Annotated in this window: 27 protein-coding genes; 12 read left to right on the forward strand and 15 right to left on the reverse strand. The window is 64.8% G+C overall.

Translation table 11 applies throughout. The features are described 5' to 3' along the window. Window positions 1-107: 107 nt before the first annotated feature. From KU43P_RS06705 to KU43P_RS06725, 5 genes are all read right to left on the reverse strand, one after another. The gene (locus tag KU43P_RS06705) at window positions 108-1,364 is read right to left on the reverse strand and encodes an NAD(P)/FAD-dependent oxidoreductase (RefSeq protein ID WP_317661709.1); all 1,257 of its coding nucleotides are present in this window, start codon (window positions 1,362-1,364) and stop codon (window positions 108-110) included. A gap of 3 nt (window positions 1,365-1,367) precedes the next feature. Next, window positions 1,368-2,945: an aldehyde dehydrogenase (NADP(+)) gene (locus KU43P_RS06710; protein WP_317661710.1), complete on the reverse strand. Its 1,578-nt coding sequence runs from the start codon at window positions 2,943-2,945 to the stop codon at window positions 1,368-1,370. 143 nt (window positions 2,946-3,088) lie between these two features. Then, a complete protein-coding gene (locus KU43P_RS06715; protein WP_317661711.1) occupies window positions 3,089-4,036 on the reverse strand; it encodes a dihydrodipicolinate synthase family protein in 948 nt (315 codons plus the stop codon). A gap of 54 nt (window positions 4,037-4,090) precedes the next feature. Further along, the gene (locus KU43P_RS06720; RefSeq protein ID WP_317661712.1) at window positions 4,091-5,017 is read right to left on the reverse strand and encodes a 4-hydroxyproline epimerase; all 927 of its coding nucleotides are present in this window, start codon (window positions 5,015-5,017) and stop codon (window positions 4,091-4,093) included. 118 nt (window positions 5,018-5,135) lie between these two features. Continuing rightward, window positions 5,136-6,752 (reverse strand): APC family permease, encoded by a 1,617-nt coding sequence (locus tag KU43P_RS06725; protein WP_317661713.1) that lies wholly within the window; start codon window positions 6,750-6,752, stop codon window positions 5,136-5,138. 376 nt (window positions 6,753-7,128) lie between these two features. Here KU43P_RS06725 and KU43P_RS06730 point away from each other — a divergent pair, with 376 nt between their 5' ends. Beyond that, window positions 7,129-7,911 (forward strand): AraC family transcriptional regulator, encoded by a 783-nt coding sequence (locus KU43P_RS06730; protein ID WP_317661714.1) that lies wholly within the window; start codon window positions 7,129-7,131, stop codon window positions 7,909-7,911. Here KU43P_RS06730 and KU43P_RS06735 read toward each other — a convergent pair. Continuing rightward, window positions 7,899-8,786, reverse strand: a complete 888-nt coding sequence (locus tag KU43P_RS06735; RefSeq protein WP_317661716.1) for a LysR family transcriptional regulator — start codon at window positions 8,784-8,786, stop codon at window positions 7,899-7,901. The two genes, KU43P_RS06730 and KU43P_RS06735, sit on opposite strands and share 13 nt — an antisense overlap. Window positions 8,787-8,926: 140 nt before the next feature. Between KU43P_RS06735 and moaB the strand changes: the two genes are divergently transcribed. Continuing rightward, window positions 8,927-9,466 (forward strand): molybdenum cofactor biosynthesis protein B, encoded by a 540-nt coding sequence (gene moaB / locus KU43P_RS06740; protein ID WP_317661718.1) that lies wholly within the window; start codon window positions 8,927-8,929, stop codon window positions 9,464-9,466. 85 nt (window positions 9,467-9,551) lie between these two features. On the opposite strand, the gene KU43P_RS06745 is transcribed toward moaB, so the two are convergent. Continuing rightward, the gene (locus KU43P_RS06745; RefSeq protein WP_317661720.1) at window positions 9,552-10,451 is read right to left on the reverse strand and encodes a bestrophin family protein; all 900 of its coding nucleotides are present in this window, start codon (window positions 10,449-10,451) and stop codon (window positions 9,552-9,554) included. 20 nt (window positions 10,452-10,471) lie between these two features. Beyond that, on the reverse strand, window positions 10,472-11,476 hold the full coding sequence (moaA, locus tag KU43P_RS06750; RefSeq protein WP_317661722.1) for a GTP 3',8-cyclase MoaA: 1,005 nt from the start codon (window positions 11,474-11,476) through the stop codon (window positions 10,472-10,474). Between the two features lie 253 nt (window positions 11,477-11,729). Here moaA and KU43P_RS06755 point away from each other — a divergent pair, with 253 nt between their 5' ends. Then, window positions 11,730-14,060, forward strand: a complete 2,331-nt coding sequence (locus KU43P_RS06755; RefSeq protein ID WP_317661724.1) for an FdhF/YdeP family oxidoreductase — start codon at window positions 11,730-11,732, stop codon at window positions 14,058-14,060. A 126-nt stretch (window positions 14,061-14,186) separates the two neighbouring features. On the opposite strand, the gene KU43P_RS06760 is transcribed toward KU43P_RS06755, so the two are convergent. Next, window positions 14,187-14,648, reverse strand: a complete 462-nt coding sequence (locus tag KU43P_RS06760) for an Lrp/AsnC family transcriptional regulator (protein ID WP_317661726.1) — start codon at window positions 14,646-14,648, stop codon at window positions 14,187-14,189. A gap of 125 nt (window positions 14,649-14,773) precedes the next feature. On the opposite strand from KU43P_RS06760, the gene KU43P_RS06765 reads away from it, so the two are divergent. Then, window positions 14,774-15,958 (forward strand): trans-sulfuration enzyme family protein, encoded by a 1,185-nt coding sequence (locus KU43P_RS06765; protein WP_317661727.1) that lies wholly within the window; start codon window positions 14,774-14,776, stop codon window positions 15,956-15,958. A 108-nt stretch (window positions 15,959-16,066) separates the two neighbouring features. On the opposite strand, the gene KU43P_RS06770 is transcribed toward KU43P_RS06765, so the two are convergent. After that, window positions 16,067-16,303, reverse strand: coding sequence for a YdcH family protein (locus tag KU43P_RS06770; protein ID WP_317661729.1), 237 nt, complete (start codon window positions 16,301-16,303; stop codon window positions 16,067-16,069). A 116-nt stretch (window positions 16,304-16,419) separates the two neighbouring features. Between KU43P_RS06770 and KU43P_RS06775 the strand changes: the two genes are divergently transcribed. From KU43P_RS06775 to KU43P_RS06795, 5 genes are all read left to right on the forward strand, one after another. Further along, complete coding sequence (locus tag KU43P_RS06775) at window positions 16,420-16,785, forward strand: 5-carboxymethyl-2-hydroxymuconate Delta-isomerase (RefSeq protein WP_317661730.1); 366 nt, start codon at window positions 16,420-16,422, stop codon at window positions 16,783-16,785. A 163-nt stretch (window positions 16,786-16,948) separates the two neighbouring features. After that, the gene (locus KU43P_RS06780) at window positions 16,949-18,586 is read left to right on the forward strand and encodes a phosphoethanolamine transferase (protein ID WP_317661732.1); all 1,638 of its coding nucleotides are present in this window, start codon (window positions 16,949-16,951) and stop codon (window positions 18,584-18,586) included. Window positions 18,587-18,688: 102 nt separating this feature from the next. Next, a complete protein-coding gene (gene rnd, locus KU43P_RS06785; RefSeq protein ID WP_317661734.1) occupies window positions 18,689-19,822 on the forward strand; it encodes a ribonuclease D in 1,134 nt (377 codons plus the stop codon). After that, window positions 19,819-20,112: a YcgL domain-containing protein gene (locus KU43P_RS06790; RefSeq protein WP_317661736.1), complete on the forward strand. Its 294-nt coding sequence runs from the start codon at window positions 19,819-19,821 to the stop codon at window positions 20,110-20,112. The genes rnd and KU43P_RS06790 overlap by 4 nt, the downstream gene beginning before the upstream one ends. 2 nt (window positions 20,113-20,114) lie before the next feature. Next, the gene (locus KU43P_RS06795; RefSeq protein ID WP_317661738.1) at window positions 20,115-21,047 is read left to right on the forward strand and encodes a D-2-hydroxyacid dehydrogenase; all 933 of its coding nucleotides are present in this window, start codon (window positions 20,115-20,117) and stop codon (window positions 21,045-21,047) included. A gap of 106 nt (window positions 21,048-21,153) precedes the next feature. Here the strand turns inward: KU43P_RS06795 and KU43P_RS06800 are convergent, their stop codons facing one another. After that, a complete protein-coding gene (locus KU43P_RS06800) occupies window positions 21,154-21,747 on the reverse strand; it encodes a nitroreductase family protein (RefSeq protein ID WP_317661740.1) in 594 nt (197 codons plus the stop codon). A 144-nt stretch (window positions 21,748-21,891) separates the two neighbouring features. Here KU43P_RS06800 and KU43P_RS06805 point away from each other — a divergent pair, with 144 nt between their 5' ends. Then, window positions 21,892-22,341, forward strand: a complete 450-nt coding sequence (locus tag KU43P_RS06805; protein WP_317661742.1) for a YcgN family cysteine cluster protein — start codon at window positions 21,892-21,894, stop codon at window positions 22,339-22,341. A 41-nt stretch (window positions 22,342-22,382) separates the two neighbouring features. Then, window positions 22,383-23,591, forward strand: coding sequence for a hypothetical protein (locus KU43P_RS06810; protein ID WP_317661744.1), 1,209 nt, complete (start codon window positions 22,383-22,385; stop codon window positions 23,589-23,591). 101 nt (window positions 23,592-23,692) lie between these two features. On the opposite strand, the gene KU43P_RS06815 is transcribed toward KU43P_RS06810, so the two are convergent. The 3 genes from KU43P_RS06815 to KU43P_RS06825 all read right to left on the reverse strand — a co-directional run bounded on the left by KU43P_RS06815 (window position 23,693) and on the right by KU43P_RS06825 (window position 25,019). Then, complete coding sequence (locus KU43P_RS06815) at window positions 23,693-24,016, reverse strand: YgaP-like transmembrane domain (protein WP_317661746.1); 324 nt, start codon at window positions 24,014-24,016, stop codon at window positions 23,693-23,695. 84 nt (window positions 24,017-24,100) lie between these two features. Continuing rightward, on the reverse strand, window positions 24,101-24,571 hold the full coding sequence (locus KU43P_RS06820; protein ID WP_176517064.1) for an RNA methyltransferase: 471 nt from the start codon (window positions 24,569-24,571) through the stop codon (window positions 24,101-24,103). A 76-nt stretch (window positions 24,572-24,647) separates the two neighbouring features. Further along, entirely contained in the window at window positions 24,648-25,019 is a 372-nt protein-coding gene (locus KU43P_RS06825) for a YajD family HNH nuclease (RefSeq protein ID WP_023381762.1), read from the reverse strand. 132 nt (window positions 25,020-25,151) lie between these two features. On the opposite strand from KU43P_RS06825, the gene KU43P_RS06830 reads away from it, so the two are divergent. Further along, entirely contained in the window at window positions 25,152-25,430 is a 279-nt protein-coding gene (locus KU43P_RS06830; RefSeq protein WP_317661749.1) for a hypothetical protein, read from the forward strand. Here KU43P_RS06830 and KU43P_RS06835 read toward each other — a convergent pair. Next, window positions 25,427-25,894, reverse strand: a complete 468-nt coding sequence (locus KU43P_RS06835; protein WP_317661751.1) for a cyclic nucleotide-binding domain-containing protein — start codon at window positions 25,892-25,894, stop codon at window positions 25,427-25,429. The genes KU43P_RS06830 and KU43P_RS06835 overlap by 4 nt on opposite strands. Window positions 25,895-25,981 lie beyond the last annotated feature (87 nt).

Below are 25,981 nucleotides of genomic sequence, written 5' to 3' on the forward strand. Positions count from 1 at the left end.
CCAATCGCCGGCAAGCCGGCTCCCACAGGTACAGCACATGCCTGAAGGGCAGTGATATCCCTGTGGGAGCCGGCTTGCCGACGATTGGGCCGCACAGCGGCCCTGCATCAAAACCGATCCAGCCGATAAGCCCCCATCCCGCTGCCGCCCTGACATTCAGCCAACCGCCCCACCCATTCCGCCGTCACCGCTGCCTGGGTGAGCCCCAGGTGCTGATGCCCGAAGGCCAGCAACACCCGCCCAGCACACACCCGGTCGATCACCGGCAACGAATCCGGCAACGACGGCCTGAAGCCCATCCACGGCGTCGCCCCCTCGATCTCCAGATCCCGCGTGAACAACCCCTTGCTCAGCCGGTGCAACTGCCACGCCCGTTGCATGCTCGGTGGCGCATCCAGCCCCGCGAACTCCACCGTACCGGCCAACCTCAGCCCAGCGGCCATCGGCGTCATGATGAACTTGCGCTCCAGCGAGGTGACCGCGAACGGCAGGCGCTGGTGCTCGCCCGGCAACATCAGGTGATAGCCGCGTTCGGTGTCGAGCGGCACCCGCTTGCCAGTCAACGCGGCCGTCAGTTGTGCAGAATGTGCGCCGCAACTGATCAGCACCTGGCGCGCACTGAAGGTGCCTTGGTCACTGCTCAGCGTGACGCCATTGCTATCCAGTTTCCCGCCATTGACCTGCCCCTGCACGAAGCGCACGCCGTTGGCCTTGGCCGCCTCGAACAATTCGCAAACCACGCGGTAGGGGTCGAGAAAATGCCCCGTACGGGGGAAGAACAGGCCACCCAGGATCGACGGGTTCAACTGCGGCGCAGCGTCATGCACCGCGCCGGCCGACCACATGTCCAAAGGCACACCCTGCTGCTGCATGCGTACACGCAACGCTTGCAGTGCCTGACGCGACTCGGGTCGTTCGAACACCAGCAGCGACCCATCTTCCTTGAACAGGTCGCTGCGCCCGATCGAGCCCAGCAAGCGCTGCCAGGCGCCGAGGCTGCCTTCGTTCAACGCGCGGATGCCGGCCACGCTACGCTGGAACGGTGCCGGGCGCAGGTTGAGCAGCAGCCGGGTGAACCAGGGCAGGGCCTTGGGCAGGTATTTCCAGTCCAGCCGCAACGGGCCCATCGGGTCCAGCAGCATGCGCGGCAGGCGTTTGAGGATCGACAGGTCGGCGATGGGGAACACCTGCTCGGTCGCCAGGTGCCCGGCATTGCCGTAGGACGCGCCATGGCCTGGTGCCTGGCGGTCGATCAGCAGCACCCGGCGGCCCTGGCGGGCCAGTTGCAGGGCGCAGGCGACGCCGACGATGCCGGCGCCGACCACGGCGATATCGGTGTCCGCTGAAGAGTGGGCGTCGTGCATGCTTCAGCCTTCCCGCTTGCCGTCGAGCAACCGCCGCAGACGCAGCGGGTTGTCATGTCGCAATGCCTGGGGGAGCAAGCCATCGGGGAAGTCCTGGTAGCACACCGGGCGCAGGAAGCGCAGGACCGCCGCGGTGCCCACCGATGTGCTGCGGGCATCGGATGTGGCCGGGAACGGGCCGCCGTGGACCATGGCATCGCAGACTTCCACGCCGGTTGGCCAGCCATTGACCAGGATGCGCCCGGCCTTGCGTTCCAGGGTCGGCAGCAGCGCCCGAGCGCTGTCGAGGTCGCCGTCGTCCAGGTGCAGGGTGGCGGTCAGCTGGCCTTCCAGGTGTTCGGCGAGCTGTCGCACTTGCTCTTCGGTTTCGCAGGCGACCACCAGCGAGGCGGCGCCGAACACTTCGGCCTGCAGCGCCGGGTCGGCGAGAAATGCATTGGCCTGGGTGACGAACAGCTGCGCCTGGCACTGGTTGGGGCCCTGCTGCGGCAGGCCGCTGGCGGCCACCTGGGCATGGGCGTTGTCGGCCAGTGCAGCGACGCCAGCGGCGTAGGCGCCGTGGATGCCAGGGGTGAGCATGGTCTGCGCCGCGGCTTGGCGCACGTGCTCAGCGGCAGTCGTGATGAAGCGTTGCAATGCCGGCCCCTGGCGGGCGATGACCAGGCCGGGGTTGGTGCAGAACTGGCCTGCACCCTGGGTCAACGAGGCGACGAAGCCTTGTGCCAGTGCTTCGGCGCGGGCCTGCAGGGCCGCGTCGAACAGGAACACCGGGTTGATCGAGCTCATTTCCGCATACACCGGGATCGGCTCCGGGCGTGCCTGGGCGGCCTGGCACAGGGCGATGCCGCCGCTGCGCGAACCGGTGAAGCCGACGGCCTTGATGCGCGGGTCGCTGACCAGGGCGATGCCGACTTCACGGCCCGCGCCATAGAGCAGCGAAAACACCCCTTCAGGCAGCCCGCACCGTTTCACGGCGCGGGCCACGGCCTGGCCGACCAATTCGCTGGTGCCTGGGTGGGCGCCGTGGGCTTTCACCACCACCGGGCAGCCGGCCGCCAGGGCCGAGGCGGTGTCGCCACCGGCCACCGAGAAGGCCAGCGGGAAGTTGCTGGCGCCGAACACCGCGACCGGGCCCAGTGCTACCTTGCGCTGGCGCAGGTCGGCGCGAGGCAGGGGCTGGCGCTCGGGCAGCCGGTTGTCGACCCGCACATCCAGCCATTCGCCGTCGCGTACCACACGGGCGAAGGTGCGCAGTTGCGTGCAGGTTCGGCCACGCTCGCCCAGGATGCGCGCCTTGGGCAGGCCGCTTTCGGCCACGGCGCGGTCGATCAGTGCATCGCCGAGCGCTTCGATCTGCTCGGCGATGGTTTCAAGAAACACCGCTCGTTGTTCGGGCGACGTCTCGCGGTAAGGGTCGAACGCTGCCCAGGCCAGGGCACAGGCCTGGGCCACGTGTTCGCCGGTGCCGCCGGCGTATGCGGGTTCAAGCGCCTGGTTGGTGGCCGGGTCGATGGCGCGGATGGCTGCTTGGCTGCCGGTCACGGCGCGTTGGCCGATCAGCAGGTTGCCTGTCAGGGTCATGGGGCGTCCTTGGGTGTTGGGTTCGGGAAAGCGGGCCGCTGTGCGGCCCATCGCCTGCAAGCCGGCTCCCACATCGGGGCATCACAGGTTTCGGTGCTGTGGGAGCCGGTTTGCCGGCGATGGGCTGCACAGCAGCCCCGGGATCAGGCCAGGTTCTGCTCGGCCGACCAGTTGGCGTACCAGTTGCGGAACAGCGCGTACTGCTGTTCGGCGTAGTTGCGCTGGGCATCGGTGAGTACGTCGGTCTCGTTGAAGTGCAGGCTGTACTCGGTGTCGCCGTTGAGCACCATCAGGTGCTTGTAGTACAGCACCAGGTCGCAGCCTTCATCGAACGACGACAGCACCGCCAGCGCCGACTCCAGCTCACGGGCCTGGCGGCGGGCGCGGGCATCGCCCTTGGCCGCCTGCTTGCTCAGGCTCACCAGTTGCAGCACCTCGCGCGGCAGGGCGTTGCCGATGCCGGTGATGGCGCCGGTGGCGTTGCAGTTGACGAAGCCATGCACCACCTGGGTGTCGACGCCGACCATCAGGGTCACGTCGTCATCCTTGGAGGTGATGTGCTCTGCCGCGTAGCGCAGGTCGGCGCCGCCACCGAACTCCTTGAAGCCGATCAGGTTCGGGTACTCACGGCGCAATTCGAAGAACAGATCGGCGCGGGTGGCGAAGCCGTAGTAAGGGCTGTTGTAGATCACTGCCGGCAGTTTCGGCGCGGCGGCGAGGATCGCCGAGAAGTGGTGCTTCTGGGCGATCAGCGAGGCGCCGCGGGACAGCACGCGGGGGATGACCATCAGGCCGGCGGCGCCGACCTTGGCCGCATGGGCGGCGTGGGCCACGGCTTCGCGGGTGTTCACCGCACCGGTGCCGACGATGGTCGGAATGCCGGCGGCCACCAGGCGTGCCACGCCTTCCTGGCGCTCGGCCTCGGTCAACAGCGGCCAGTCGCCCATCGAGCCGCAGTACACCACCGCGCTCATGCCGGCCTCGATCAGCTCCTGGCCCTTGCGCACCAGGGCGTCGAAGTCCGGTTTGCGGGCGGCGGTGCACGGGGTCATCAGGGCGGGCATGCAGCCGGTGAAGATGTTGTCGCTCATGGGTGTCACTCCTTGCAGTGTTCAGTCGGGGTTGCGAATAAAAGACCTGGGCCGTCAGATGCCCCAGGCAAAGGGATCCTGTTCGTCGATCAGCAGGGTGCTGTCGGCGGTCATGTAGGCGCGGCCGGTGATGAATGGGCGAATACGCTCGCCTTCGCGCTGATAGCGGCCGTGGAACTGGCTGCCGGTGATGCTCGCCTGGACCCAGGTCTGGCCTTCGGCGAGCTTGCCGTCGGCGGCCAGGCACGCAAGCTTGGCGCTGGTGCCTGTGCCGCAGGGGGAGCGGTCGTAGGCCTTGCCGGGGCACATGACGAAGTTGCGGCTGTCGGCGTTGGCGTCATCGGCAAACAGCTCGACATGGTCGATCAGGGCGCCGTGCTCGCCAGTGATGCCCTGGGCTTCGAGGGCCTTGAGCATGGCCCAGGTGTACTCGGTGAGGGCTTCGCGGTTGTCCAGCTCGATGCGCTGGCCATGCTCGGACACCAGGAAAAACCAGTTGCCGCCCCAGGCGATGTCGCCGTGAACCATACCGTGGCCGGGCACCTCGACCGGCACCTGCTGGCGGTAACGGTAGGCCGGCACGTTGCCGACAGTGACCGCACCGTCTTCATGCAACGTGGCGGTGACCTGGCCGACCGGGGTGTCGATCTTGTGTTCGCCCGGCTGGATCATGCCTAGATGCTGCAGCGAGGCGACCAGGCCGATGGTGCCGTGGCCACACATGTTCAGGTAGCCGGTGTTGTTGAAGAAGATCACCCCGCAGGTGGCGTCGGCCGACACCGGTGGGCAGTACAATGCGCCAACCAGCACGTCGTTGCCGCGTGGTTCCAGCAGGCAGGCGCGGCGCCAGTGGTCGTGCAGCTCGCGCAGTTCGTCGCGTTGTTCGGCCATGTTGCGGCCTTGAAGGCTGGGGAAGCCTTTCATCACCAGGCGGGTCGGTTCGCCGCCGGTGTGGGAGTCGATGATGTGAACGTGTTTCATGGCATCTCCGAATCTTTGTGGTTATTGCGGGCCTCATCGCCGGCAAGCCGGCTCCCACAATCACTGCGCACGCCGGACCCTGTGGGAGCCGGCTTGCCGGCGATAGGGCCAGCAGCCGTCACGAAGCCAGTGCAGCCGGGCGCTTGGCTGTGTGCACCTCGTGGCTTGTTTCGCTTTCATCCTCGCCTTCCAGGCGCACCAGGTGAGCCGGTACCCCGGTGGCAGCGCCCCAGTAGTAGATGCCCAGTGCACAGGCGGCCACGGCAAGGGTGTCGAACGGGTGAGCAAGGACGCCCAGCCCGCCGAAGCTCCCCAGCCAGGACAACAGGATGGTCACCGCGTAGAAGCCGATCAGCCACGCCGAGGAGCGCACTTGCTGGGCCAGCGACAGGTGTTGAGTGGGCACGAAGCGGCCGCACAGTAGGTACAACACGAACATCACGATCTGCAGGGCCAGCAACCACGACACGGTGTTCCAGCCGGACCAGTACACGATCAGCGCGGCGATGATGAATGACAGCGGGCCGAGCACACCCATGCCCATCACCCGGAACGGGCGCGGCATGTCGGGTGCATTGCGGCGCAGGGCGGCGACGGTGACCGGGGCCACGGCGTAGCTCAGTACCAGGGCGGCGGAGACCACGTTGATCAGCGCTTCCCAGGACGGGAACGGCAGGGTCCAGAACACCGACAGGCCGAAGGTCAGCCACAGGGCAGGGCGCGGGATGCCGGACTGCTCGTCGATGCGGGTGAAGTACTTGAAGAAGGTGCCGGTCTGCGCCCAGCCGTAGACCACGCGGGGGGTAGCGTTCATGTAGATGTTGCCGCAGCCGCTGGGCGAGATCACCGCATCGGCCACCACCAGGTAGGCCAGCCAGCCGACGCCCAGGGCCAAGGCGATGTCGCGGTAGGGCAGGGCCAGCTCCTTGGTGACCGCAGCCCAGCCATTGCTGAGCATTTCGGTCGGCACGCTGCCGAGGAAGGCCAGTTGCAGCAGGGCGTAGATCGCGGTCGAGAGCAGTACCGAGAGGATCAGCGCAATCGGGATGGTGCGCTGCGGGTTCTTCACTTCACTGGCCACCGAAATGATCGGTGTCAGGCCCAGGTAGGCGAAGATGATGCCGCCGGCCGACACCGCCATTTCCACGCCGGACAGGCCGAACGGAGCAAACCCCTGGACCTCGAAGTTCTCCGGTTTGAAGAAGGTGAACAGCACGCCGATCACCAGCAGCGGCACGATGAACTTGAACACGCTGACCAGGTTGTTGGCCTTGGCGAAGGTCTTCACGCTGCGGTAGTTGAGGAAGAAGAACAGCCCCAGCAAGGCGAACTGCACCAGCCAGCCAAGCACGGTGGGGTCGCTGGAGCCGGCCTTGGTCAGCCCGGGGAACCAGGCGGCGGCGTATTGGCGAGAGGCGACCACTTCGATGGCGATCAGGCTGGAAAAGGCGATCAGCGTGATGAAGCCCATCAGGTAGCCGAGCAGCGGGCCGTGGGAATACACCGGGTAGCGCACCACACCGCCGGCACGCGGCAGGGCGGCGCCAAGCTCGCAGTAGACGATGCCCAGCAGCAACACGGCAAAGCCGCCGAGGAACCAGGAGAGGATGCCGGCCGGGCCGGCGATGGCCGACACGTGGCTGGCGGCGAACAGCCAGCCGGAGCCGAAGATGGCGCCGAGGCCGATGAAGGTGAGGTCGAGCAATGACAGCTGTTTCTTGAATTTGCCTGACATGGGTGCGCCTTTTTGTAGGTTTTGGATAGGCAGGTCTGATGTCACGTGATGCGGCTTTTACGGCCGCACTCTTGTAGGTATGGGCGGCTTGCGTGGGGCATAGAGTGAACCGGGTGGGGGTGGGGGTTCTTGATGGTTTTCTGCAGGGAGGATGACGAAATCGGCACAGTTGCAGAAAAAGATGGTGCGCGAACTGGCGCGGTGGATAGGCTGTAGGTCATGCCGGACAAGGGCTTGAGAGATTTACTGACAGGGCCGGCCCAATCGCCGGCAAGCCGGCTCCCACAGGTATCCTGCAAGGCTCGGGTCCGCTGCCGTTAACTGTGGGAGCCGGCTTGCCGGCGATGAGGCGGTAAAGACAATGGAGAGATGACCGATGACAAACGAGCCCCTGGCAACCCTCAACCAGCACCTCGCCCAGCACCGCCCCGCCACCCTCGAAGCTCTGCTGGCCAGCGTCTCCCTGCTGCTGCCGATCCTCGACGCCATCCCCAACGCCGCGATCTTCATCAAGGACCCGGACGCCCGCTACGTGCTGGCCAACACCACGCTGGTCCAGCGCTGCGGCCTCAAGCGCCTGCAGCCGCTGCTGGGCAAGACCAGCGCCGAAGTCTTCCCGGCGCAGCTGGGCCCCGGCTACACCGAGCAGGATCGCCGTGTGCTGCAACAGGGCTTGATACTCGAAGACCAGCTTGAACTGCACTTGTACGGCAGCCGTGAACCCGGCTGGTGCCTGACTCATAAGCGCCCGCTGTACAACCCGGCAGGCGAGATCATCGGCCTGGTCGGCATCTCCGTCGACCTGCAGTCAGCCGCCGACACCCACCCGGCCTACCAGCGCCTGGCGGCCGTGGACGAGCACATCCGCGGGCATTTCCATCAGCCGATCAGCATGGGTGAGCTCACCCGCATCGCGGGCATTTCCGTAGCGCAACTGGAGCGCTACTGCAAACGGGTATTCCACCTGACGCCTCGGCAGATGATCCACAAGGCCCGCCTGGAGCATGCCCACCGTCTGCTGCACAGCGACCTGCCGATCACCGAGGTGGCGCTACAGTGCGGCTATACGGACCACAGCGCGTTCAGCCGGCAGTTCAAGCAGCTGACTGGTTTCACCCCAAGGCAATATCGGCAGGCGACAGCGCCTCAGGTGGGTTGATACAGCGCGCGGGCCTCGTCGAAACATTGCTCGGCAATCGCCGAGCGCGGTTCGCTGCGTCGCAGCAGCAGGCCCACCGGGCTGTGGATGCTGGCGTCGGTGATGGGGATGATGCGCAGGTGTTCGCTCAGGTCTTCGAGGCCGAAATGCAGCGGCATCACCGCGCAGCAGACGCCGGCGGTGATGGCCTGGATGAGCTGGAAGCTGGAGTCGCTTTCCAGCACCGCCATGGGTTCCAGGCCGCGGCTGCGCAAGCTCAGGTCCAGCGACTGGCGGTAGTGCATGCCTTTGCTCAGCAGGCCCAGCGGCAGGTCGGCCAGCTCGCTCCATTGCAGCTCTGCTGTATCGAGCTGGAAGTGCCGGGTGTCGTACAGCAGGCCCATGGTGGTGGTGCCCAGTTCGATCACTTCGAAGAAACTGGCGTTGACCTGGTCCAGGTAGCAGATGCCCAGATCGAGCTGGTTGCGGCTCAGGCCGTCCATGATCTGCTCGGTGCTGTGGGTGCTGAGCTGGAACTGCAGCTCGGGGTACTTTTCGCGCAGCGGCATCAGCAGGTTCATGGTGTTGAAGCTGGCCAGCGGCACACTGCCCAGGCGCAGGCTGCCGACCACTTGGCCACGGCAACTGGCGGCCTCGGCCTGCAGGCCGTCATGGGCGGCGAGCAGGGTGCGGGCCCAGGCCAGGATACGCTCGCCGGCTTCGGTGAAGCCTTCGAAACGCTGGCCGCGCTTGACCAGTACCAGGTCCAGTTCGTCCTCCAGGTTGCGCAGGCGCATGGACAGCGTCGGCTGGGTGATATGGCACAGCGCCGCAGCCTGGCCGAAGTGGCGGGTCTGGTCGAGGGCGATGAGAAACTTGAGCTGCTTGATGTCCATGAGGAAGCCTGGGGTTGGTTATGGCAGACCTTAACCAAGTCTGCGATAGATGTCATTGATCGGCCGGTTCGCCATATCGATTGGACGCCTTGGCGCAGTGCCTCTAGCGTTGCGGCATAGCCCATTCAAGGAGCCACGCCGTGCGCGTCAAACCCGATGCGGTCTTCGTACCGCTCAACATCGCCGTGCTGACTGTCAGCGATACCCGCAGTTTCGACAACGATACCTCCGGCGAACTGCTGGCCAACCGTTCGGTGCAGATCGGCCATCGCCTGGTGGCGCGGGTGCTGCTCAAGGACGACCTGTACAAGATACGCGCCCAGGTTGCGACCTGGATCGCCGACGACAAGGTACAGGTGGTGCTGATCACCGGCGGCACCGGCTTTACCGGGCGTGACAGTACCCCGGAAGCGGTGCAGTGCCTGTTCGACCGGCATATCGACGGTTTTGGCGAGCTGTTCCGGGCGCTGTCGATTCTCGATATCGGTAGCTCGACCGTGCAGAGCCGGGCCTTGGCCGGTATGGCCAACGGTACCCTGGTGTGCTGCCTGCCAGGCTCGACCGGGGCTTGCCGTACGGCGTGGGAGGGGATTCTGGCCGAGCAGTTGGATGCGCGGCACATGCCCTGCAATTTTGTGAAGCATCTGAAGCCGATCCAGCCCTGCGAGAGTCGCGGTTGACTGCGCTGGCCCTATCGCCGGCAAGCCGGCTCCCACAGGTACCGCGCAAACCCTCGTGGGAGCCGGCTTGCCGGCGATAGGGCCCTCAACTCAACACATAATCCACCGGCAGCAACGCCGGTGGCAGTGGCTCCACCTCCAGCGCCCCCAGCACATCCCGCTCCACCGTGCGCACCAGCGCATCCATCGGCAGGTCGTTCTCGTCCCGCCCGAACGGGTCTTCCAGTTCGTTGCCAATCGCATCCAGCCCAAAGAACGTATAGCCGACGATGGTGGTGAACAGCGGCGCCAGCCAGCCCAGCGGCTCGGCCAAGGCAAACGGCAGCAGCAGGCAGAAGATGTAGATGGTGCGGTGCAATAGCAAGGTGTAGGGGAAGGGCAGCGGCGTGCCCTTGATCCGCTCGCAGGTCGCCTGGACCTCGGTCAGGCCGGCCAGGCGCTGCTCCAGCAAGGTATAACGCCATTCGCTGATAAGTTGCTGTTCGGCCAGGCGTGAGCACTGCACGCCGATCTCGCGCAGGATGCCGTCACAGACGTTGTGCGCGACCACCGGCGTGTTATCGCCCAGCCAAGGCCGTGCGGCGCCCACTTCGTCCTCGTTGCGCAAGCGTGCACTCAGCGCGTGGGCAAAGCCGCACAGGCTGCGCAACAGCTCGGCACGCAACCGGGTGTCGGCGATCACCGTGCTCTCGCGCACGAACGAACGCGTCTCGATGATCAGCTTGCCCCACGCCTTGCGCCCTTCCCACCAGCGGTCATAGCAGGCGTTGTTACGAAAACTCATGAAGATCGACAGCGACAGGCCGAGCAGGGTGAAGGGCGTGGCACTGACCGGGTAGAAAAACGCCGGGAAGTGGCGCTCGACCAGCACGATCAATGCGGCCAGCAAGGTGACCATCAGGCAGCGCAGGGCAATGCGCTTGACGATCGAACCCTTGAGGGTGAACAGCACACGCAGCACATCGGGGCGGGGGTGGACGATCATGGAAATCCAGAGGCAGCGGGTCAGCCGCCGGTCATGTTCATGAAGCGCAGGATCTGCACATCGCCACCCACCTCGAAGTGGTGGCGGTAAGGCTTGAGGTGCAGCGAGTCGCGGATGGCTTTTTCCAGCCGTTCGGCGTTACCTGGGTGAGCCCGCAGCACTTGCTTGAGGTCCACCGAGTGTTCGTTGCCCAGGCACAGCAGCAGCCGGCCTTCGACGGTCAGGCGTACACGGTTGCAAGTGGCGCAGAAGTTGTGGCTGTGCGGCGAGATGAAGCCGACACGGGTATTCGCGGCTTCTGCCAGGCGCCAGTAGCGCGCCGGGCCTTGGGACGACTCGGTCGATTCGATCAGGGTGAACTGCTCGGCCAGGCGTGCGCGCACTTCATCGCTGGAGCAGAACGACTCGCCGCGTTCGTGCTCGCTGATAACGCCCAGGGGCATTTCCTCGATGAAGGTGATGTCCAGTTCGCGGTCGATGGCGAAGCGCACCAGGTCGACCAGTTCGTGGTCGTTGCGGCCCTTGAGCACCACGCAGTTGAGCTTGATGCGCTGGAAGCCGGCGCGGCGGGCGGCGTCGATGCCGGCGATTACCTGTTGCAGGTCGCCGGTGCGGGTCAGTTGCTTGAAGCGTTCGCTATCCAGGCTGTCGAGGCTGATGTTCAAGCGTGACAGCCCGGCGTCGAACAGCGGCTGGGCCAGCCGCCCCAGCTGCGAGCCGTTGCTGGTCATGCACAGTTCGCGCAGGCCGGGCAGGGCGGCGATGCGCCCACACAGGTCGACGATGCCCTGGCGCACCAGCGGCTCGCCGCCGGTCAGGCGGATCTTGCGGGTACCCAGGGCGACGAAGCGCTCGGCCACCTGGAACAGCTCTTCGAGGCTGAGGATCTGCTGGCGCGGCAGGAACTGCATGTCTTCGGCCATGCAATAGACGCAACGGAAGTCGCAACGGTCCGTCACCGACATCCGCAGGTAGTCGATTTTGCGGTTGAAGCCGTCGATCAGGGGCCGGAGGGTCTGTTCCACGTGGGCGCTCAGAAGAGTGGAGGTGTTAGGTCCAAGCTATTACCTGGCGGGGCGCGCGTCAAATTGCTTTGCCCGACTGTTTGATAAGTCTCCTCTATCAAGGCCGGTAAGCGCCGCCAACCCATGATCGAAACGGCCTATCACGCCGTCAGCCATATCGATTGGACGGCTCTACACCGGCCTCCATAGGCTAGGAAAAAGCCGGACAACCCGATCCGACGCCTCTTTTCAATGCCGCGTGAGGATTCACCCCATGAGCCAGGACCAACACATCAGGGACTACAAAGGCCCCGCAGCCGGCTGGGGCGCGCTCAAGAGCGTGACCAAGAGCTGGCTGGGCAGCGAGAACGCCTTCAAGAACCTGCGGGCCATGCTCAAGACCAACCAGAACGGCGGCTTCGACTGCCCGGGCTGTGCCTGGGGCGAGTCGCCGGAAAGCGACATGGTGAAGTTCTGCGAGAACGGCGCCAAGGCGGTGAACTGGGAGGCCACCGGCCGCTCAGTGGACCCGGCCTTCTTCGCCAAGTACAGCGTCAGTGCCCTGGCCGAGCAGACAGATTACTGGCTCGAGTACCAGGGCCGGCTGACCCACCCCATGCGCTACGACGCCGCCACCGACCATTACGTCGAAACCACCTGGCAAGAGGCGTTCGCCCTGATCGCCAAGCACCTGCGCTCGCTCGATTCGCCCAACCAGGCCGAGTTCTACACTTCGGGCCGGGCCAGCAACGAGGCGGCGTTCCTCTACCAGCTGTTCGTGCGCGCCTACGGCACCAACAATTTCCCCGACTGCTCGAACATGTGCCACGAAGCCAGTGGCGTAGGCATGTCGGAAACCCTCGGGGTCGGCAAGGGCACGGTGGTGTTCCATGACCTGGAGCTGGCCGACGCGATCTTCGTCATCGGCCAGAACCCCGGCACCAACCACCCGCGCATGCTCGAACCGCTGCGTGAGGCAGTCAAGCGCGGTGCCCAGGTGGTGTGCTTCAACCCGCTCAAGGAGCGCGGCCTGGAGCGTTTCCAGCACCCGCAGCACCCGTTCGAGATGCTCAGCAACGGCTCAGAACCGACCAACACCGCCTACTTCCGCCCGGCCCTGGGCGGCGACATGGCGGCCATGCGCGGTATTGCCAAATTTCTCCTGCAGTGGGAACGCGAGGCCCAGGCCAAGGGTGAGCCGGCGGTGTTCGACCATGCCTTCATCGCCGAGCACACCAGTGGCGTGGATGCCTACCTGGAGGCGGTGGATGCCACCTCGTGGGCACACATCGTCGAGCAGTCGGGCCTGACCCTGGCCGAGATCGAGCTGGCCGCGCGCATGTACCGCAAGGCCGAACGGGTGATCATGTGCTGGGCCATGGGCGTGACCCAGCACCGCCACTCGGTGCCGACCGTGCAGGAGCTGGTCAACCTGCAACTGCTGCGCGGCAATGTCGGCAAGCCGGGTGCCGGCCTGTCGCCGGTGCGCGGCCACAGCAACGTGCAGGGTGACCGCACCATGGGCATCGACGAGAAGCCCAAGGCGGCCTTGCTCGATGCCCTGGAAAAACGCTTCCAGTTCCGCGTACCTCGCGTCCACGGGCATAACGCCGTGCTGGCGATCAAGGCCATGGAGGAGGGGCGGGCCAAGGTATTCATCGGGCTGGGCGGCAACTTCGCCCAGGCCACGCCGGATACGCCACGTACCCACGCGGCCATGCGCAACTGCGCGCTGACCGTGCAGATTTCCACCAAGCTCAACCGCTCGCACCTGGTCACCGGCGGCGATGCGCTGATCCTGCCGTGCCTGGGCCGTACCGAGATCGACCTGCAGGCCGAAGGCCCGCAGGGGGTCACCGTGGAGGACACGTTCAGCATGGTGCACATTTCTCACGGCCAGCTTCGCCCGCGTTCACCGCACCTGCGCTCCGAGCCCTGGATCGTGGCGGGCATGGCCAAGGCCACCTTGGGCAATGCGCCGATCGACTGGGAGTATGCCGTGGCCGATTACGGCCGAATTCGCAGCATGATCGCCGACGTCATTCCAGGCTTCGCCGATTTCAACGAGCGCCTGCAGCATCCCGGCGGCTTCCACCTGGGCAACAGCGCGGCCGAACGCAACTGGCGTACCGCCACCGGCAAGGCCCGTTTCAGCCCCAGCGCATTGCCCGAGCAACTGGTCAACGCCAAGGTGCTGGCGCGGGGGGAAAAGCCGGACCTGATCCTGCAGACCATGCGCTCGCATGATCAGTACAACACCACGTTGTATGGGCTCGATGACCGCTATCGCGGGGTGTTCGGGCTGCGCGAGGTGGTGTTCGTCAGCGAGGCGGACATTCGCCGGCTGGGCTTTGAGCCCGGTGAACATGTGGATTTGGTGTCGTTGTGGGAGGACGGTGTGGAGCGGCGGGTGTCGGGGTTCCGTCTGGTGCCCTATGACATTCCGGATGGGCAGGCGGCGGCGTATTACCCGGAGACCAATCCGCTGGTGCCGTTGGAAAGCTATGGCGAGGGGACCTACACGCCGACGTCCAAGTTCGTGGCCATTCGCTTGGAAAAGGCCAAGCCGGGGAACCGGATCGAGGCGGTGCTGGCAGTTGATTGATCTGTTGGCTTCAACGGCCCTATCGCCGGCAAGCCGGCTCCCACAGGCACCCCACTGAACCGCAGGGCAGTGGACCACCTGCGGGAGCCGGCTTGCCGGCGATAGGGCCGGTAGATCCAGCGACGCTCAGGAACGATGCACCGGAAACGCCGTGGTGTACTTCATCTGCTCCATGGCAAAACTGGACGTGATATTGGAAAGCCCGTCGGTACTGGTAATCAGCTTTTTGTAAAACCGGTCATACGCGGCAATATCTCCCACCACCACCCGCAGCATGTAGTCCCAGTCCCCGGACATTCGGTACACCTCCATCACCTCCTCGAACCCCGTCACCGTCGAAGCAAACTGCTCCAGCCACGCACTGTCGTGGCGCTGGGTCTTGAGCTGGACGAACACCGTCAACCCCAGCCCCAGGCGTTCGGGGTCGAGCAGGGCGACCCGGCCGAGGATGTAGCCGTCCTCCTCCAAGCGCTTGACCCGTTTCCAGCACGGGGTGGTCGACAGGTTCACCGCTTCGGCAAGGTCCTTGAGCGAGATCGAGGCGTCGCGCTGGAGCAAGGTAAGAATGTGCTGGTCGAAGCTGTCCATATCGATCGGGAACCGGTAAGAAAAATATTTCCCAGACTACCCCAGCGCTAGAAAAATTTCCTGGAGGGGTGGGCGTTGTAGCGGCCTTTGGTTGTGCGATAGTTGCAGCCTTACCACTCCTGCCAATGGGCCTGACCATGTCCGACAAGCCGCGCAATTTCGCCACCCTTGCCATCCACGCCGGCGAGCAGTCCAGCGTCGCTGACAACGCGATCTTCCCGCCGATCTACACCGCCAGTTCCTACATCAAGCGCAGCCTGGACGATAACCCCGAGTACGCCTACAGCCGCGTCGGCAACCCCACCCGGCATGCCTACGAAAGCTGCGTTGCTGCGCTGGAGGAAGGCGTTGGCGCGGTCGCCTGCGCATCCGGGGTGAACGCCACGGCCACCGTGCTCGAGCTGCTGCCCAAGGATGCCCACGTGGTGGTGATGAACGGTGTCTATGGCGGCACCTTCCGCATCCTCGAAGACTATCGGGGGCGCACCTCGGGGCTGACCACCACCTACGTTGACCTCAACGACCTGGATGCCGTGGCGGCGGCCATCAGGCCTGAAACCCAGCTGATCTGGATCGAGTCGCCGACCAACCCGTTGCTGCACCTGGTCGATATCAAGGCCGTGTGCGACCTGGCGCGGGCGCGTGGCATCCTCACCTGTATCGACAATACCTTCTGCTCGCCTTGGAACCAGCGCCCGATCACCCTCGGCGTGGACCTGGTGATGCATTCGGCCAGCAAGTACATTGGTGGCCACTCCGACCTCACCGGTGGGGTGGTGGTGGCGGCCAACGAAGCGCTGCTGGGCCGCCTGCGCAAGATCAGCATGGCGGTCGGCGCCATCCAGGGGCCGTTCGACTGCTACCTGGCGCTGCGTGGCCTGAAGACCCTTGACGTGCGCATGGAACGCCAGTGCGCCAACGCGCTACAGGTGGCGCGCTTTCTCGAAAACCACCCACAGGTCGAGCAGGTGTTCTACCCGGGGCTGGAGAGCCACCCGCAGCATGAACTGTGCAAGCGCCAGATGCGCGCAGGCGGGGCGGTGGTGGCGATGAAGGTCAAGGGGGCTGATCGGGCGGCGCTCAATCGCCTGGTAGAGGCCTTGGGCATCTTCGTGCTGGCCGACTCGTTGGGCGGGGTGGAGAGCATGATCAACCACTCCTGGAGCATGTCGCATAACTCCCTGAGCCCGGAACAGAAGGGGCTGATGGGGATTAGCGAGAACCTGCTGCGGCTATCGGTGGGGATCGAGGATTACCGGGACCTGATCGAGGATCTGGAGGGGGCACTGAAGGCATCGGCTGGGGTGTGAAGGTTGCTGGCCCCATCGCCGGCAAGCCGGCTCCCACAGACGTTCCAGTGGGGTACCTGTGGGAGCCGGCTTGCCGGCGATGGGGCCGATTGATTCAGCTTGAATCCATCAGGATTTATGCGTCTCAATGATCCGTTCGATCTTGTCCTTGATCAGCAGGCGCTCCTTGCGCAGGCGGTTGACGGCATCGTCGTTGGTGCCATTGCCTTCGGCGGCGACCACCTCCTTGTCCTTGGCGTTGTAATCCTTGTGCAGCTTGTGTAGGTCCTGGTCCTTGTCTATCAGTGCCTGGAATGCGTCAGCGGTAACGTGCAAGTCAGCGAGCAGATCATGCGGAACTGGCATTTCTTCACCTCTGTCAGGTTGTCGTTAAGGTCCTGACCTTTGAGGATAGACGCCTTTGCGCGGGTAGGGGACTGGGGTAGGCTGTCGCATCCCCCCTCATGCCTGGAGCCTGCGCCATGCCTCATCTGAACCTGGAATACAGCGACAACTTGCCGGCCCTGAACGTCGACGTGCTGCTGTTGCGCCTGAACCACGCCCTGGTCGGCAGTGGCCAATTCGCCGACGAGGCAGATATCAAGAGCCGCGCCCAGGCGTTCCAGCACTATCGGGTGGGTATCGCGCCGGGTGAACGCGCCTTCGTTCATGTGCGCCTGGCAATCCTTGGCGGGCGTTCGGTCGAGGTCAAGCAGCAGCTCTCCAACAGCTTGCTGGAGGTGCTGCGCGAGGCCACCACGGAGCATACCGGCGTGGACCTTCAGCTTTGCGTGGAAGTGCTCGATATCGAACGCGAGCCGTACGCCAAGCTTCGCCTGCCAGGCTGAATGGCAGCTGAACAAACTTCAGTTATCAGGTGAAAAGTGCCGTTTCACGGATTTATTGGCGTCTTTTTCACAAAAAATTGATGGTGCGCTTTCTAGAGTTTCGCCACTTTCCCACGGTGCCGTCTGCCCGGGGGTTGATAATCACTCTTGATTGCGAACACCCATGCCGAACTTCAAATCCCTGCGGACCGAATGGGTCACGCTGCTGGCCAGCGTGTACCTGCTGATCGGCTTCAACATGTTTCTCTGGGAACACCTGCAGCAGGTGGTGCCGGCCGGGCTAGCGGGGCTGTGGCTGAGCCTGGCGTTCGCGGCGTTGATGCTGTTCGCGTTCAACCTGATATTGACCCTGTTTGCCTTCCGTTATGTATTGAAGCCATTGTTGATCGTCTTGTTCATGAGTGGCGCGGGCGTCGCTTACTTCATGAACCAATATGGTGTACTTATTGACGCCGGCATGTTCCGAAACATGGCCGAGACCAATGCGGCAGAAGTGCGTGACTTGCTGTCTTTCAAGTTTGCCGCTTATATCCTGTTGTTGGGCGTAGTGCCGTCGCTATTGCTGTGGAAGGCGCCGATCAGCTACCGCGCCTGGCACCGGGAGTTGCTCGGTAAACTGGTGGTCAGCGGCGCCTGTGTGGTCGCCCTGGGCGCGGTGGCGCTGGTCAACTACCAAGGGCTGTCGTCGTTGTTTCGCAACCACCACGAACTGCGCCTGATGCTCACCCCGAGCAATATCGTCGGAGCCTCCATCGGTTATGTCAGCGAGCGCGTCGGCACGGCTGCCCGGCCGTTCCAGAACTATGGCGAAGATGCCAAGCGTGATGCTGCCTGGCAGCACCATGAGCGAAAATCGCTGACGGTGCTGGTGGTGGGTGAGAGCGCCCGGGCGGACCATTTCGGCGTGCTGGGCTATGACCGCGATACCACGCCGAAGCTAGCCAAGGAGCAGGGCCTGCTGGCGTTTTCCGATGTGCATTCCTGCGGCACTGAAACGGCCGTGTCGGTGCCTTGCATGTTCTCCGGCATGCCGCGCAAGGATTACGACGCCCGTGTGGCGAAGAACCGCGAAAGCCTGCTGGACATCCTCCAGCGCGCCGGCCTGGTCGTGCAATGGCGCGATAACCAGTCGGGTTGCAAAGGCACCTGCGATCGCGTGCAGTTCATCGATGTCAGCAACCTCAAGGACCCGGCGCTGTGCGCCGACGGTGAATGCCATGACGAGATCCTCTTGCAAGGCCTGGCCGAGCTGATCGACACCCTCGACAAGGACACCGTGCTGGTGCTGCACCAGATGGGCAGCCACGGCCCCGAATACTTCAAGCGCTACCCCATGGCAGGCGAACGTTTCACCCCCGTGTGCCAGAGCAATGCCCTGAACCAGTGCAGCGAGCAGGAAATCATCAACGGCTACGACAACACCCTGGTCTATACCGACAAGGTGCTGTCGTCGCTGATCGACACCCTGCGCAGCAAGCAGGACAAGGTCGACACGGCGATGATCTACCTGTCCGACCACGGCGAGTCGCTGGGCGAGTACAACCTGTTCCTCCACGGCACGCCTTATGCCATCGCTCCGGAGCAGCAGAAGCACGTGCCCCTGCTGACCTGGTTCTCCGACAGCTACAAGGAAGACTTCGGCCTGGACACCGATTGCCTGGCCAAGCTCAGCGATGCGCCGCTGTCGCAGGACAACCTGTTCCACTCGATGCTTGGCCTGTTGCAGGTGCGCACCGAGGTCTACCAGCAGTCGCTGGACATGTTCGCCAGCTGCCGGCCGTGGTTGGCAGCCAAGCGCTGAATCCATCCTTCGCGCAGCCCATGGAAGGCGCGGCGGTCGCCAGGTTTCACCCACAGTGCCCGCGCCGTATATACTGCGCGCCAACGTTAGTGGGAGAGCCTCGTGGCCATCGAAATACACTGGATCCGTGACGACCAGACCCTGGCCGAAGGCTGCCGCAAGTGGCGTCAACTGCCCTTTGTGGCCGTTGACACCGAATTCATGCGGGTCGACACCTTTTACCCCAAAGCCGGCCTGATCCAGGTCGGTGACGGCCAGTGCGCTTTCCTCATCGACCCGTTGCTGATCAATGACTGGCAGCCGCTTGCTGACCTGCTCGACGACAGCGCCGTGGTCAAGGTGCTGCATGCCTGCAGCGAAGACCTCGAGGTGCTGTTGCGCCTGACCGGCAAGCTGCCGCAGCCGCTGTTCGACACGCAACTGGCCGCCGGTTACCTGAACCTGGGTTTCTCAATGGGCTATTCGCGCCTGGTGCAGGAGGTGCTCGCCATCGAGCTGCCCAAGGGCGAAACCCGCTCCGACTGGCTACAGCGCCCGCTGTCGGAAACCCAGGTCAGCTACGCCGCCGAGGATGCCGTGCACCTGGCCGAGCTGTTCGCCGCCCTGCGCCCGCGGCTGTCTGACGACAAATACGCCTGGGTGTTGGATGACGGCGCCGAACTGGTCGCGGCCCTGCGCCGCGAAGTCGAACCGCAAACCCTGTATCGCGACGTCAAGTTGGCCTGGAAGCTGAGCCGTCAGCAACTGGCCGTGCTGCGCGAGCTGTGCGCCTGGCGCGAACGCGAGGCCCGCAGCCGCGATGTGCCGCGCAATCGCATTCTCAAGGAGCACTCGTTGTGGCCCATGGCCAAGACCCAGCCGGACAACCTGTCGGCGCTGGCCAAGATCGAAGAAATGCACCCGCGCACCATCCGCCAGGACGGCGCCCACCTGATCGAGCTGATCAAGCGCGCAGGCAGCCTGCCGCCTGAGCAATGGCCACCGGCACAGCCCGAGCCGCTGCCGATCGAAGCCTCCGGCATCCTCAAGCGCCTGCGCGCCATCGGCCAGGCCGAAGGCGAGCGCTTGGGGATCGCCCCGGAGCTGATGCTGCGCAAGAAGACCCTGGAAGCGCTGCTCAAGAGCGGCTACCCCAATGGCCCCTATCAACTGCCCGATTCGCTGCGCGGCTGGCGCCGTGAGCGCATGGGCCAGGCCCTGCTGGATGAGCTGGCAGGCGCCGGAGAAACCCGATGAAACGTATCTGCTCGATCTACAAGAGCCCCCGCAAGAACGAAATGTACCTTTACGTGCTCAAGGCCGAGGGCCTGGAGCGTGTGCCCGAGGGCTTGCTGCCGTTCTTCGGCACTCCCGTGCACGCCTTCGACCTGGTGCTGACCCCCGAGCGCAAGCTGGCCCGCGAAGACATCGCCAAGGTGCTGGAGAACCTCGACAACCAAGGCTATCACCTGCAGATGCCGCCGCAGGACGATGACTACATCGAGCACCTGCCCGAAGAGCTGCTGCGCCGTAACGACCCTGCTTGACCATGCGCGTTCTGATCGCTGAACACAGCCACGACCATTACGCCCGATTGCTCGCCGAGGCCGCCCCTGATCTGGAAATCCTGACCAGCGGCGATTCGGCCGAACTGGCCGCCCAAGCCCCGCAATGCGCTGTCTGGCTGGGCCAGCCAGACCTGCTGGCGAGCCTGCTGCGCCAGGGCCACAAGCCGGCCTGGTTGCAATCGACCTGGGCGGGCATCACGCCGTTGCTGGCCGAGGGGTTGCCGCGGGATTACCGCCTGAGCCGTGCGGTGGGCATCTTTGGCCAGGTGATGGCCGAATACATGCTCACCTACATGCTCGGCCACGAGCGCGAAGTGCTGTCGCGCCTGGTCAGCCAGGTCGAGCGGCGCTGGGACGACCGCCCCGGGCGAACGCTGGAAGGCCGCAAGGTGCTCATCGTCGGGACCGGTGACATCGGCCAGCGCGTGGCCGAGTTCCTCGTGCCCTTCGGTGTGAGCGTGTACGGCATCGCCAGCAGTGCCCGCAGCCAGGCACCGTTCGTCGAGGTGGCAGGGCTCTCGGAGCTGCCGCGTCTGGTTGGCGAGGTGGACTACGTGCTCAACCTGCTGCCGGACACCCCGGCCACGCACGATCTGTACGATGCGGCGCTGTTCCGCCGCTTCCAGCCCACGGCGCTGTTCATCAATGCAGGGCGTGGCGCGGCGGTGGTCGACGCTGATCTGGTCGAGGCGTTGAAGGAAGGGCACCTGGCGGGTGCAGTGATCGATGTGTGCCGGCAGGAGCCGCTGCCGCAGCGCCACCCGTTCTGGACAGCCTGGGGGTTGTTGCTGACCGGGCACAGCTCGGCACCGACCTCGCCGGCGGCGATGGTGCGGTTGTTTGTCGAGAATGCGCGGGCGTATGCGGCGGGGCAGGGGCTGCGTGGGGAAGTGGATTTCGCCAAGGGTTACTGATGCCTGTATCGGCCTCATCGCCGGCAAGCCGGCTCCCACAGTGAAAGTACCGCTGTACCCGTGGGAGCTGGCTTGCCAGCGATAGGGCCAGGGCAGGCGCCATCAATTACAGGCTGAAATCACCTTCCGCCGCCAGCTCGCTCAGCGGCTTGCGCGGGCTCGGCACTTCGCGCGCCTGCAGGGCCTCGTCGAGGCTGGCCTTGTCGCCCAGCTTGCCGATCGCCACCATGGCATGCAGTTCGTAGCCTTCCGGCACCTTCAGCTCGGACCGCGCCAGTTCCTTGTCGAAGCCGGCCATGCCGTGGGTGTGCCAGCCGCTGATGCTCGCCTGCAGCGCCAGGTGACCCCAGGCGGAGCCGGTGTCGAAGGTGTGCCACAGGGCCGGTTTTTCCTCGGTGGAGCCAGGGGCCGCGAAGGTGGTCTTGGAAATCACCAGCACCAGCGCCGACGCCTGCTGCGCCCAGCTGCGGTTGAACGGCACCAGCAGATCCAGGTAGCGCGCCCAGTTCGGCGTGTCGCGGCGCGCGTAGAGGAAGCGCCACGGCTGCGAGTTGTAGGCCGACGGCGCCCAACGCGCGGCTTCCAGGAAGCTCAACAGCGTCTGTTCGCTGATCGGCTCGGCGGTGAAGGCGCGTGGCGACCAGCGGTTGATGAACTGCTCGTTGATGGCGTAATCGGCGATGCGGGGGGTGGCGCTCATGGCTGCTCCTGCAAAGGGATGGGAAACGTTGCACGCTACTGCGTCCTCCCGTCACTGACAAGCGGTCTGGCGTTGCCGAATGCCAGGCTCTAGACTGGCGCCGCCGCGCGCCGCGGCCCCGTATGAATGCAGGAAACCCGTGTGATGATCGCTGAAAGCGCGCCGTTCTGGCGGCGCAAGACCCTCGAACAACTCGACCCGCAGGAATGGGAGTCGCTGTGCGACGGCTGTGGCCTGTGCTGCCTGCAGAAGCTCGAGGACGAAGACGACAACAGCGTCTATTACACGCGCATCGCCTGCAAGCTGCTCGACCTCGATACCTGCCAGTGCAGCGACTACCCCAACCGCTTCGCCCAGGTGCCCGATTGCATCCAGCTCACGCCGGGCAAGGCCGATCAGTTCAAGTGGCTGCCGAGCACCTGCGGCTATCGCCTGGTGAGTGAAGGCAAGGATCTGCCGGCCTGGCACCACCTGGTCTGCGGTGACCGCAAGCAGGTTCATGAACAGCGTATTTCCCAGTCGGGGCGTATGCTCAGTGAACATGATGTAGATGAAGACGACTGGGAAGACCACCTGATCTTTCGCGCCAGCTGAACGGCCTGGCCGGTCGCCTCTGGGGAACAAGGAGTTTCAGTATGCGTTGCCAGCTGTTGCTGTTCCTGGGCCTTGTAGCCTGCTCGCCGGCCTGGGCGAAGAAAGTCGACCTCGACTACCAGGTGCGCCTGTTGCCCACCAGTGGCCAGGCCGAAGTGCGCCTGACCCTGGGCGAAGGCAGCGCGGTGCGCAGCCTGGATTTCGACTTGGGCAAGGCCAATGCCTACAGCGGCTTCCAGGCTGACGGCCAGTGGCAGCAGCAGGGCGAGCGGGGTGTCTGGCACCCGGCTGCGGGCAAGACCAGCCTCAGTTACCGGGTGAAGCTGGACCAGAAGCAGCGCAGTGGCGCCTACACCTCGCGCATGACGCCGCATTGGGCGCTGTTCCTCGGCGACCAGCTGGTGCCGCCGGCGCGGCTCGATCAGCAGGACGGCACCGAGCTGGTGGCGCGCCTGTCGGTCGATTTGCCCGAAGGTTGGAAAAGCATCGAAACGTCCTGGCCGCGCATCGGCAAGGACAAGTTCCGCATCGATAACGTCTCGCGCCTGTTCGATCGCCCGACCGGCTGGATGCTCGCCGGCGATCTTGGCAGCCGCCGCGCACGCCTGGGCGAAACCGAGGTGACCGTGGCCGCGCCGGTAGGGCAGGGTATGCGGCGGATGGACACCCTGACATTGCTGACCTTCGTCTGGCCGCAGTTGCAGGCGGTATTCCCGCGCAACCCGCCCAAGCTGCTGCTGGTCGGCGCCCGCGATGGCATGTGGCGCGGGGCGATGGCGGCGGAGCATTCGCTCTATCTGCACAGCGGCCGGCCGATGATCAGCGAGAGTGGCAGCAGCCCCTTGCTGCGCGAGCTGGTGCAGTTGTTTGCGCAGATCCGTGTGCGGGATCACAGCGACTGGCTTGGCGAAAGCCTGACCGATTACTACGCCAACGAGCTGTTGCGCCGGGCCGGAGGGGTCAGCGATGACCGTTATCAGGTGTGGCAGGCGCGCTTGCAGAAGCAGGGTGCCAAGGTCACCCAGCTGCGTGGTGACCGAGCCAACCCGGCGCAGGTGGCGCGAGGTGTGTTGCTGTTGCAGGCGCTGGACAAGGAGATTCGCATCCACACCCAGGCCAAGCGCTCGTTGGATGATGTGACCCGGGCGCTGATGCGCCTGCCGAGTGTCAGCACCGAGGAATTCGTGCAGATCAGCGAGAGTGTGCTGGGGCGGCGTTCGGAGGTGCTGCAGAGCAAGGCCCTGCAATAGTTGGCCCTATCGCCGGCAAGCCGGCTACCACCGGCACCGAGCACACCCCCGATCCCGTGGGAGCCGGCTTGCCGGCTATAGCGTCCGTGCAGGCAAATCCGTCACTCGCCCGTCACCGTCACCCCACGGGTCGCCGCCCTGGCACTGCGCTTGAGCGCTTCAAGTTCCGCGGCACTGCGCTCGATGTCCGAACGCAGGCGGTGATACTCCTGGCGATGTTGCTGCCACCAGGCCTTGGTCGAGCAATGCCCGCTGACCCCGCGGGCCACCGCCAGGCCACCGATCACCACCTGCAGCATGCCGATCAGGCCGCCATGGCGCAGCCCCTTGGTGACCATCAGCGCCCCACCGGCCAGCGAACCAAGTCGCTCGAGCCCCTGGACATTGTGCTGCGAAGCGTCTGGAGTGGAATGGATATCAAGCATGGCAAGGCCTCCCTGTAGTGTGTAAGCAGCTGACTCCCGACCAACGGCCGACGTTCACTCTGCTTGCTCCAAGGGCGGTCGGGCTTACTTGAACTTCGGCCCCGAACGGGTATTCAGCCCTTTGGCCAAACGGTCATACAGCACCACATTCACCGTCGCGGCGAGGTTCATGCAGCCTTCGGTCGGGATGTAGATCGTCTCTTCGCACCACGCTCGAACCTCGGCACTCAAGCTGCCGTCTTCAGGCCCGAAGATGTAGATGGCACGGTCCGGGTGGGTGTACTCGGGCAACGGCCGCGCGCCTTCGACCAGTTCGACGGCCACTGGCGTGCAGCCCAGGGGAATGATGCGTTGCAGGTCGTCGATGCCGATCAGCGGAATGTCGTAGTGCACCCGCTTGGTATCGGTGACGAAATCGCGCGCGCGTTCATAGCGCTTGCCGGTGTAGAACACCGAGTTGACGCCGTAGCAACCCGCTGCGCGCATCACCGAACCGACGTTCTCCGCAGACTTGGGGTTGAACAGGCCGATGCAGCTGTACCGTTTGTTTGCCACGTGCCGGGGCCTTTCGCAAAAAAAGCGCGATTATACGGGCTTGCCGGCAGCAGCGGGGGATGGGAAGGCTCGACGGTCAGTCTTTCTTGAGCATGCCCGCCAGCCCGGCGAACGGGTTGTGGGTAGCCTTGGCGATGCTCGGGGTACTGGTGGAGCCTTCGCTGAAGTACTGCTGGTCGGTGTAGCGCGAGTGCTCATTGTCGTGGCAATAAAGGCACAGCAGCTCCCAGTTGGAGCCGTCCTGGGGGTTGTTGTCGTGGTTGTGGTCACGGTGGTGCACGGTCAGTTCGCTCAGGCGCTTGCCGGAGAACTCGCGGGCGCAACGCCCGCACACATGCGGGTACATTTTCAGCGCCTTGTCGCGGTAGCCCATTTCCTTGTCGCGCTTGGCGTCGGCGAGGATGCGGTCGAGGCGGGCGGTGGCGGCGGATGTGGAAGCCGAACTCATGGTGTTTCCTTTGTTCTGATCAGGCATGTGACGGTTATGGCAATGAGTCTAGCGCGCTTACCGTGCAGGCGGACAGGCAAAAACATCAATAACGGCGTAGCCTGTAGGAAGGTTCCCGACAGGAGGTTGCTGATGTTCCATGCGATCCTCACCGCGCTGCTGCTGGCCGCACTGCCTCTGGCCGAGGCGGCGAGCACGCCACCGCGCCTGAACACCCCCGTGCCCGGCGCGCCCGGCACGCCGACGCCCACACCGTACCCGCAGATCACCCCGAGCACGCCGCCCAAGGCCTACGACAACCAGCCTGGCGCGCCTTTGCTGCCGCCCATGCCGGTGCCGGGGCCGCCCAAGGACCAGCCGCTGCCAGGCTTGCGCCAGGAACCGGCGAAACCGCCGGCCGAAGACGACTAGAGCGACAGCCGCTGGCCATCCTGCATGCGCAGGCGTTTCGACAACGCCACGGCCAGGGCGCGGATGATCCGCGCGGCGATGCGCGGTGCTTCGTTGAGCATCTTTTCCAGCGAGTCCTTGCCCAGGGTCAGCAGTTGGCAGTCGCTGGCGGCCACGCAACTGGCCGAACGGCGCTCACCGTCGAGCACGGCCATTTCGCCGAAGGCACGGCCACTGCGCAGGGTGGCGATCTCCACGGGGTGGCCGTTGCCATCGGTCTTGCGCACGCTGACCACGCCGCGGTGCAGGATGCACATGAAGGTGCCGGCGTCGCCTTCGTTGAAGATGACTTCGCCTTCAGTCATGGCGGCCAGGCTGAAGTAGCCGGCGACGGTGTGGAAGTCGGCGAGCTGGAGGGAATCGAACAGGCCGCAGTCCATGAGCATGTCGCGGATTTCGGCGCTGAGGTGGGTTGGGTCGGGCATGTGTTGTTCTTCTTGGCGGCTGTTGTCCGAGAGCTTCGTTGAGGTTGATGGCCCTATCGCCGGCAAGCCGGCTCCCACATTGATCAG

Source organism: Pseudomonas sp. KU43P (assembly GCF_033095865.1).
Classification (GTDB): domain Bacteria; phylum Pseudomonadota; class Gammaproteobacteria; order Pseudomonadales; family Pseudomonadaceae; genus Aquipseudomonas.

What these genes read in the sequence shown, in the direction of transcription:
- KU43P_RS06705 (WP_317661709.1), bottom strand. Translation starts at nt 1,364, where the DNA reads ATGCACGACGCCCACTCTTCAGCGGACACCGATATCGCCGTGGTCGGC.
- KU43P_RS06710 (WP_317661710.1), bottom strand. Translation starts at nt 2,945, where the DNA reads ATGACCCTGACAGGCAACCTGCTGATCGGCCAACGCGCCGTGACCGGC.
- KU43P_RS06715 (WP_317661711.1), bottom strand. Translation starts at nt 4,036, where the DNA reads ATGAGCGACAACATCTTCACCGGCTGCATGCCCGCCCTGATGACCCCG.
- KU43P_RS06720 (WP_317661712.1), bottom strand. Translation starts at nt 5,017, where the DNA reads ATGAAACACGTTCACATCATCGACTCCCACACCGGCGGCGAACCGACC.
- KU43P_RS06725 (WP_317661713.1), bottom strand. Translation starts at nt 6,752, where the DNA reads ATGTCAGGCAAATTCAAGAAACAGCTGTCATTGCTCGACCTCACCTTC.
- KU43P_RS06730 (WP_317661714.1), top strand. Translation starts at nt 7,129, where the DNA reads ATGACAAACGAGCCCCTGGCAACCCTCAACCAGCACCTCGCCCAGCAC.
- KU43P_RS06735 (WP_317661716.1), bottom strand. Translation starts at nt 8,786, where the DNA reads ATGGACATCAAGCAGCTCAAGTTTCTCATCGCCCTCGACCAGACCCGC.
- KU43P_RS06745 (WP_317661720.1), bottom strand. Translation starts at nt 10,451, where the DNA reads ATGATCGTCCACCCCCGCCCCGATGTGCTGCGTGTGCTGTTCACCCTC.
- KU43P_RS06755 (WP_317661724.1), top strand. Translation starts at nt 11,730, where the DNA reads ATGAGCCAGGACCAACACATCAGGGACTACAAAGGCCCCGCAGCCGGC.
- KU43P_RS06760 (WP_317661726.1), bottom strand. Translation starts at nt 14,648, where the DNA reads ATGGACAGCTTCGACCAGCACATTCTTACCTTGCTCCAGCGCGACGCC.
- KU43P_RS06765 (WP_317661727.1), top strand. Translation starts at nt 14,774, where the DNA reads ATGGGCCTGACCATGTCCGACAAGCCGCGCAATTTCGCCACCCTTGCC.
- KU43P_RS06770 (WP_317661729.1), bottom strand. Translation starts at nt 16,303, where the DNA reads ATGCCAGTTCCGCATGATCTGCTCGCTGACTTGCACGTTACCGCTGAC.
- KU43P_RS06775 (WP_317661730.1), top strand. Translation starts at nt 16,420, where the DNA reads ATGCCTCATCTGAACCTGGAATACAGCGACAACTTGCCGGCCCTGAAC.
- KU43P_RS06780 (WP_317661732.1), top strand. Translation starts at nt 16,949, where the DNA reads ATGCCGAACTTCAAATCCCTGCGGACCGAATGGGTCACGCTGCTGGCC.
- KU43P_RS06790 (WP_317661736.1), top strand. Translation starts at nt 19,819, where the DNA reads ATGAAACGTATCTGCTCGATCTACAAGAGCCCCCGCAAGAACGAAATG.
- KU43P_RS06795 (WP_317661738.1), top strand. Translation starts at nt 20,115, where the DNA reads ATGCGCGTTCTGATCGCTGAACACAGCCACGACCATTACGCCCGATTG.
- KU43P_RS06800 (WP_317661740.1), bottom strand. Translation starts at nt 21,747, where the DNA reads ATGAGCGCCACCCCCCGCATCGCCGATTACGCCATCAACGAGCAGTTC.
- KU43P_RS06805 (WP_317661742.1), top strand. Translation starts at nt 21,892, where the DNA reads ATGATCGCTGAAAGCGCGCCGTTCTGGCGGCGCAAGACCCTCGAACAA.
- KU43P_RS06810 (WP_317661744.1), top strand. Translation starts at nt 22,383, where the DNA reads ATGCGTTGCCAGCTGTTGCTGTTCCTGGGCCTTGTAGCCTGCTCGCCG.
- KU43P_RS06815 (WP_317661746.1), bottom strand. Translation starts at nt 24,016, where the DNA reads ATGCTTGATATCCATTCCACTCCAGACGCTTCGCAGCACAATGTCCAG.
- KU43P_RS06825 (WP_023381762.1), bottom strand. Translation starts at nt 25,019, where the DNA reads ATGAGTTCGGCTTCCACATCCGCCGCCACCGCCCGCCTCGACCGCATC.
- KU43P_RS06830 (WP_317661749.1), top strand. Translation starts at nt 25,152, where the DNA reads ATGTTCCATGCGATCCTCACCGCGCTGCTGCTGGCCGCACTGCCTCTG.
- KU43P_RS06835 (WP_317661751.1), bottom strand. Translation starts at nt 25,894, where the DNA reads ATGCCCGACCCAACCCACCTCAGCGCCGAAATCCGCGACATGCTCATG.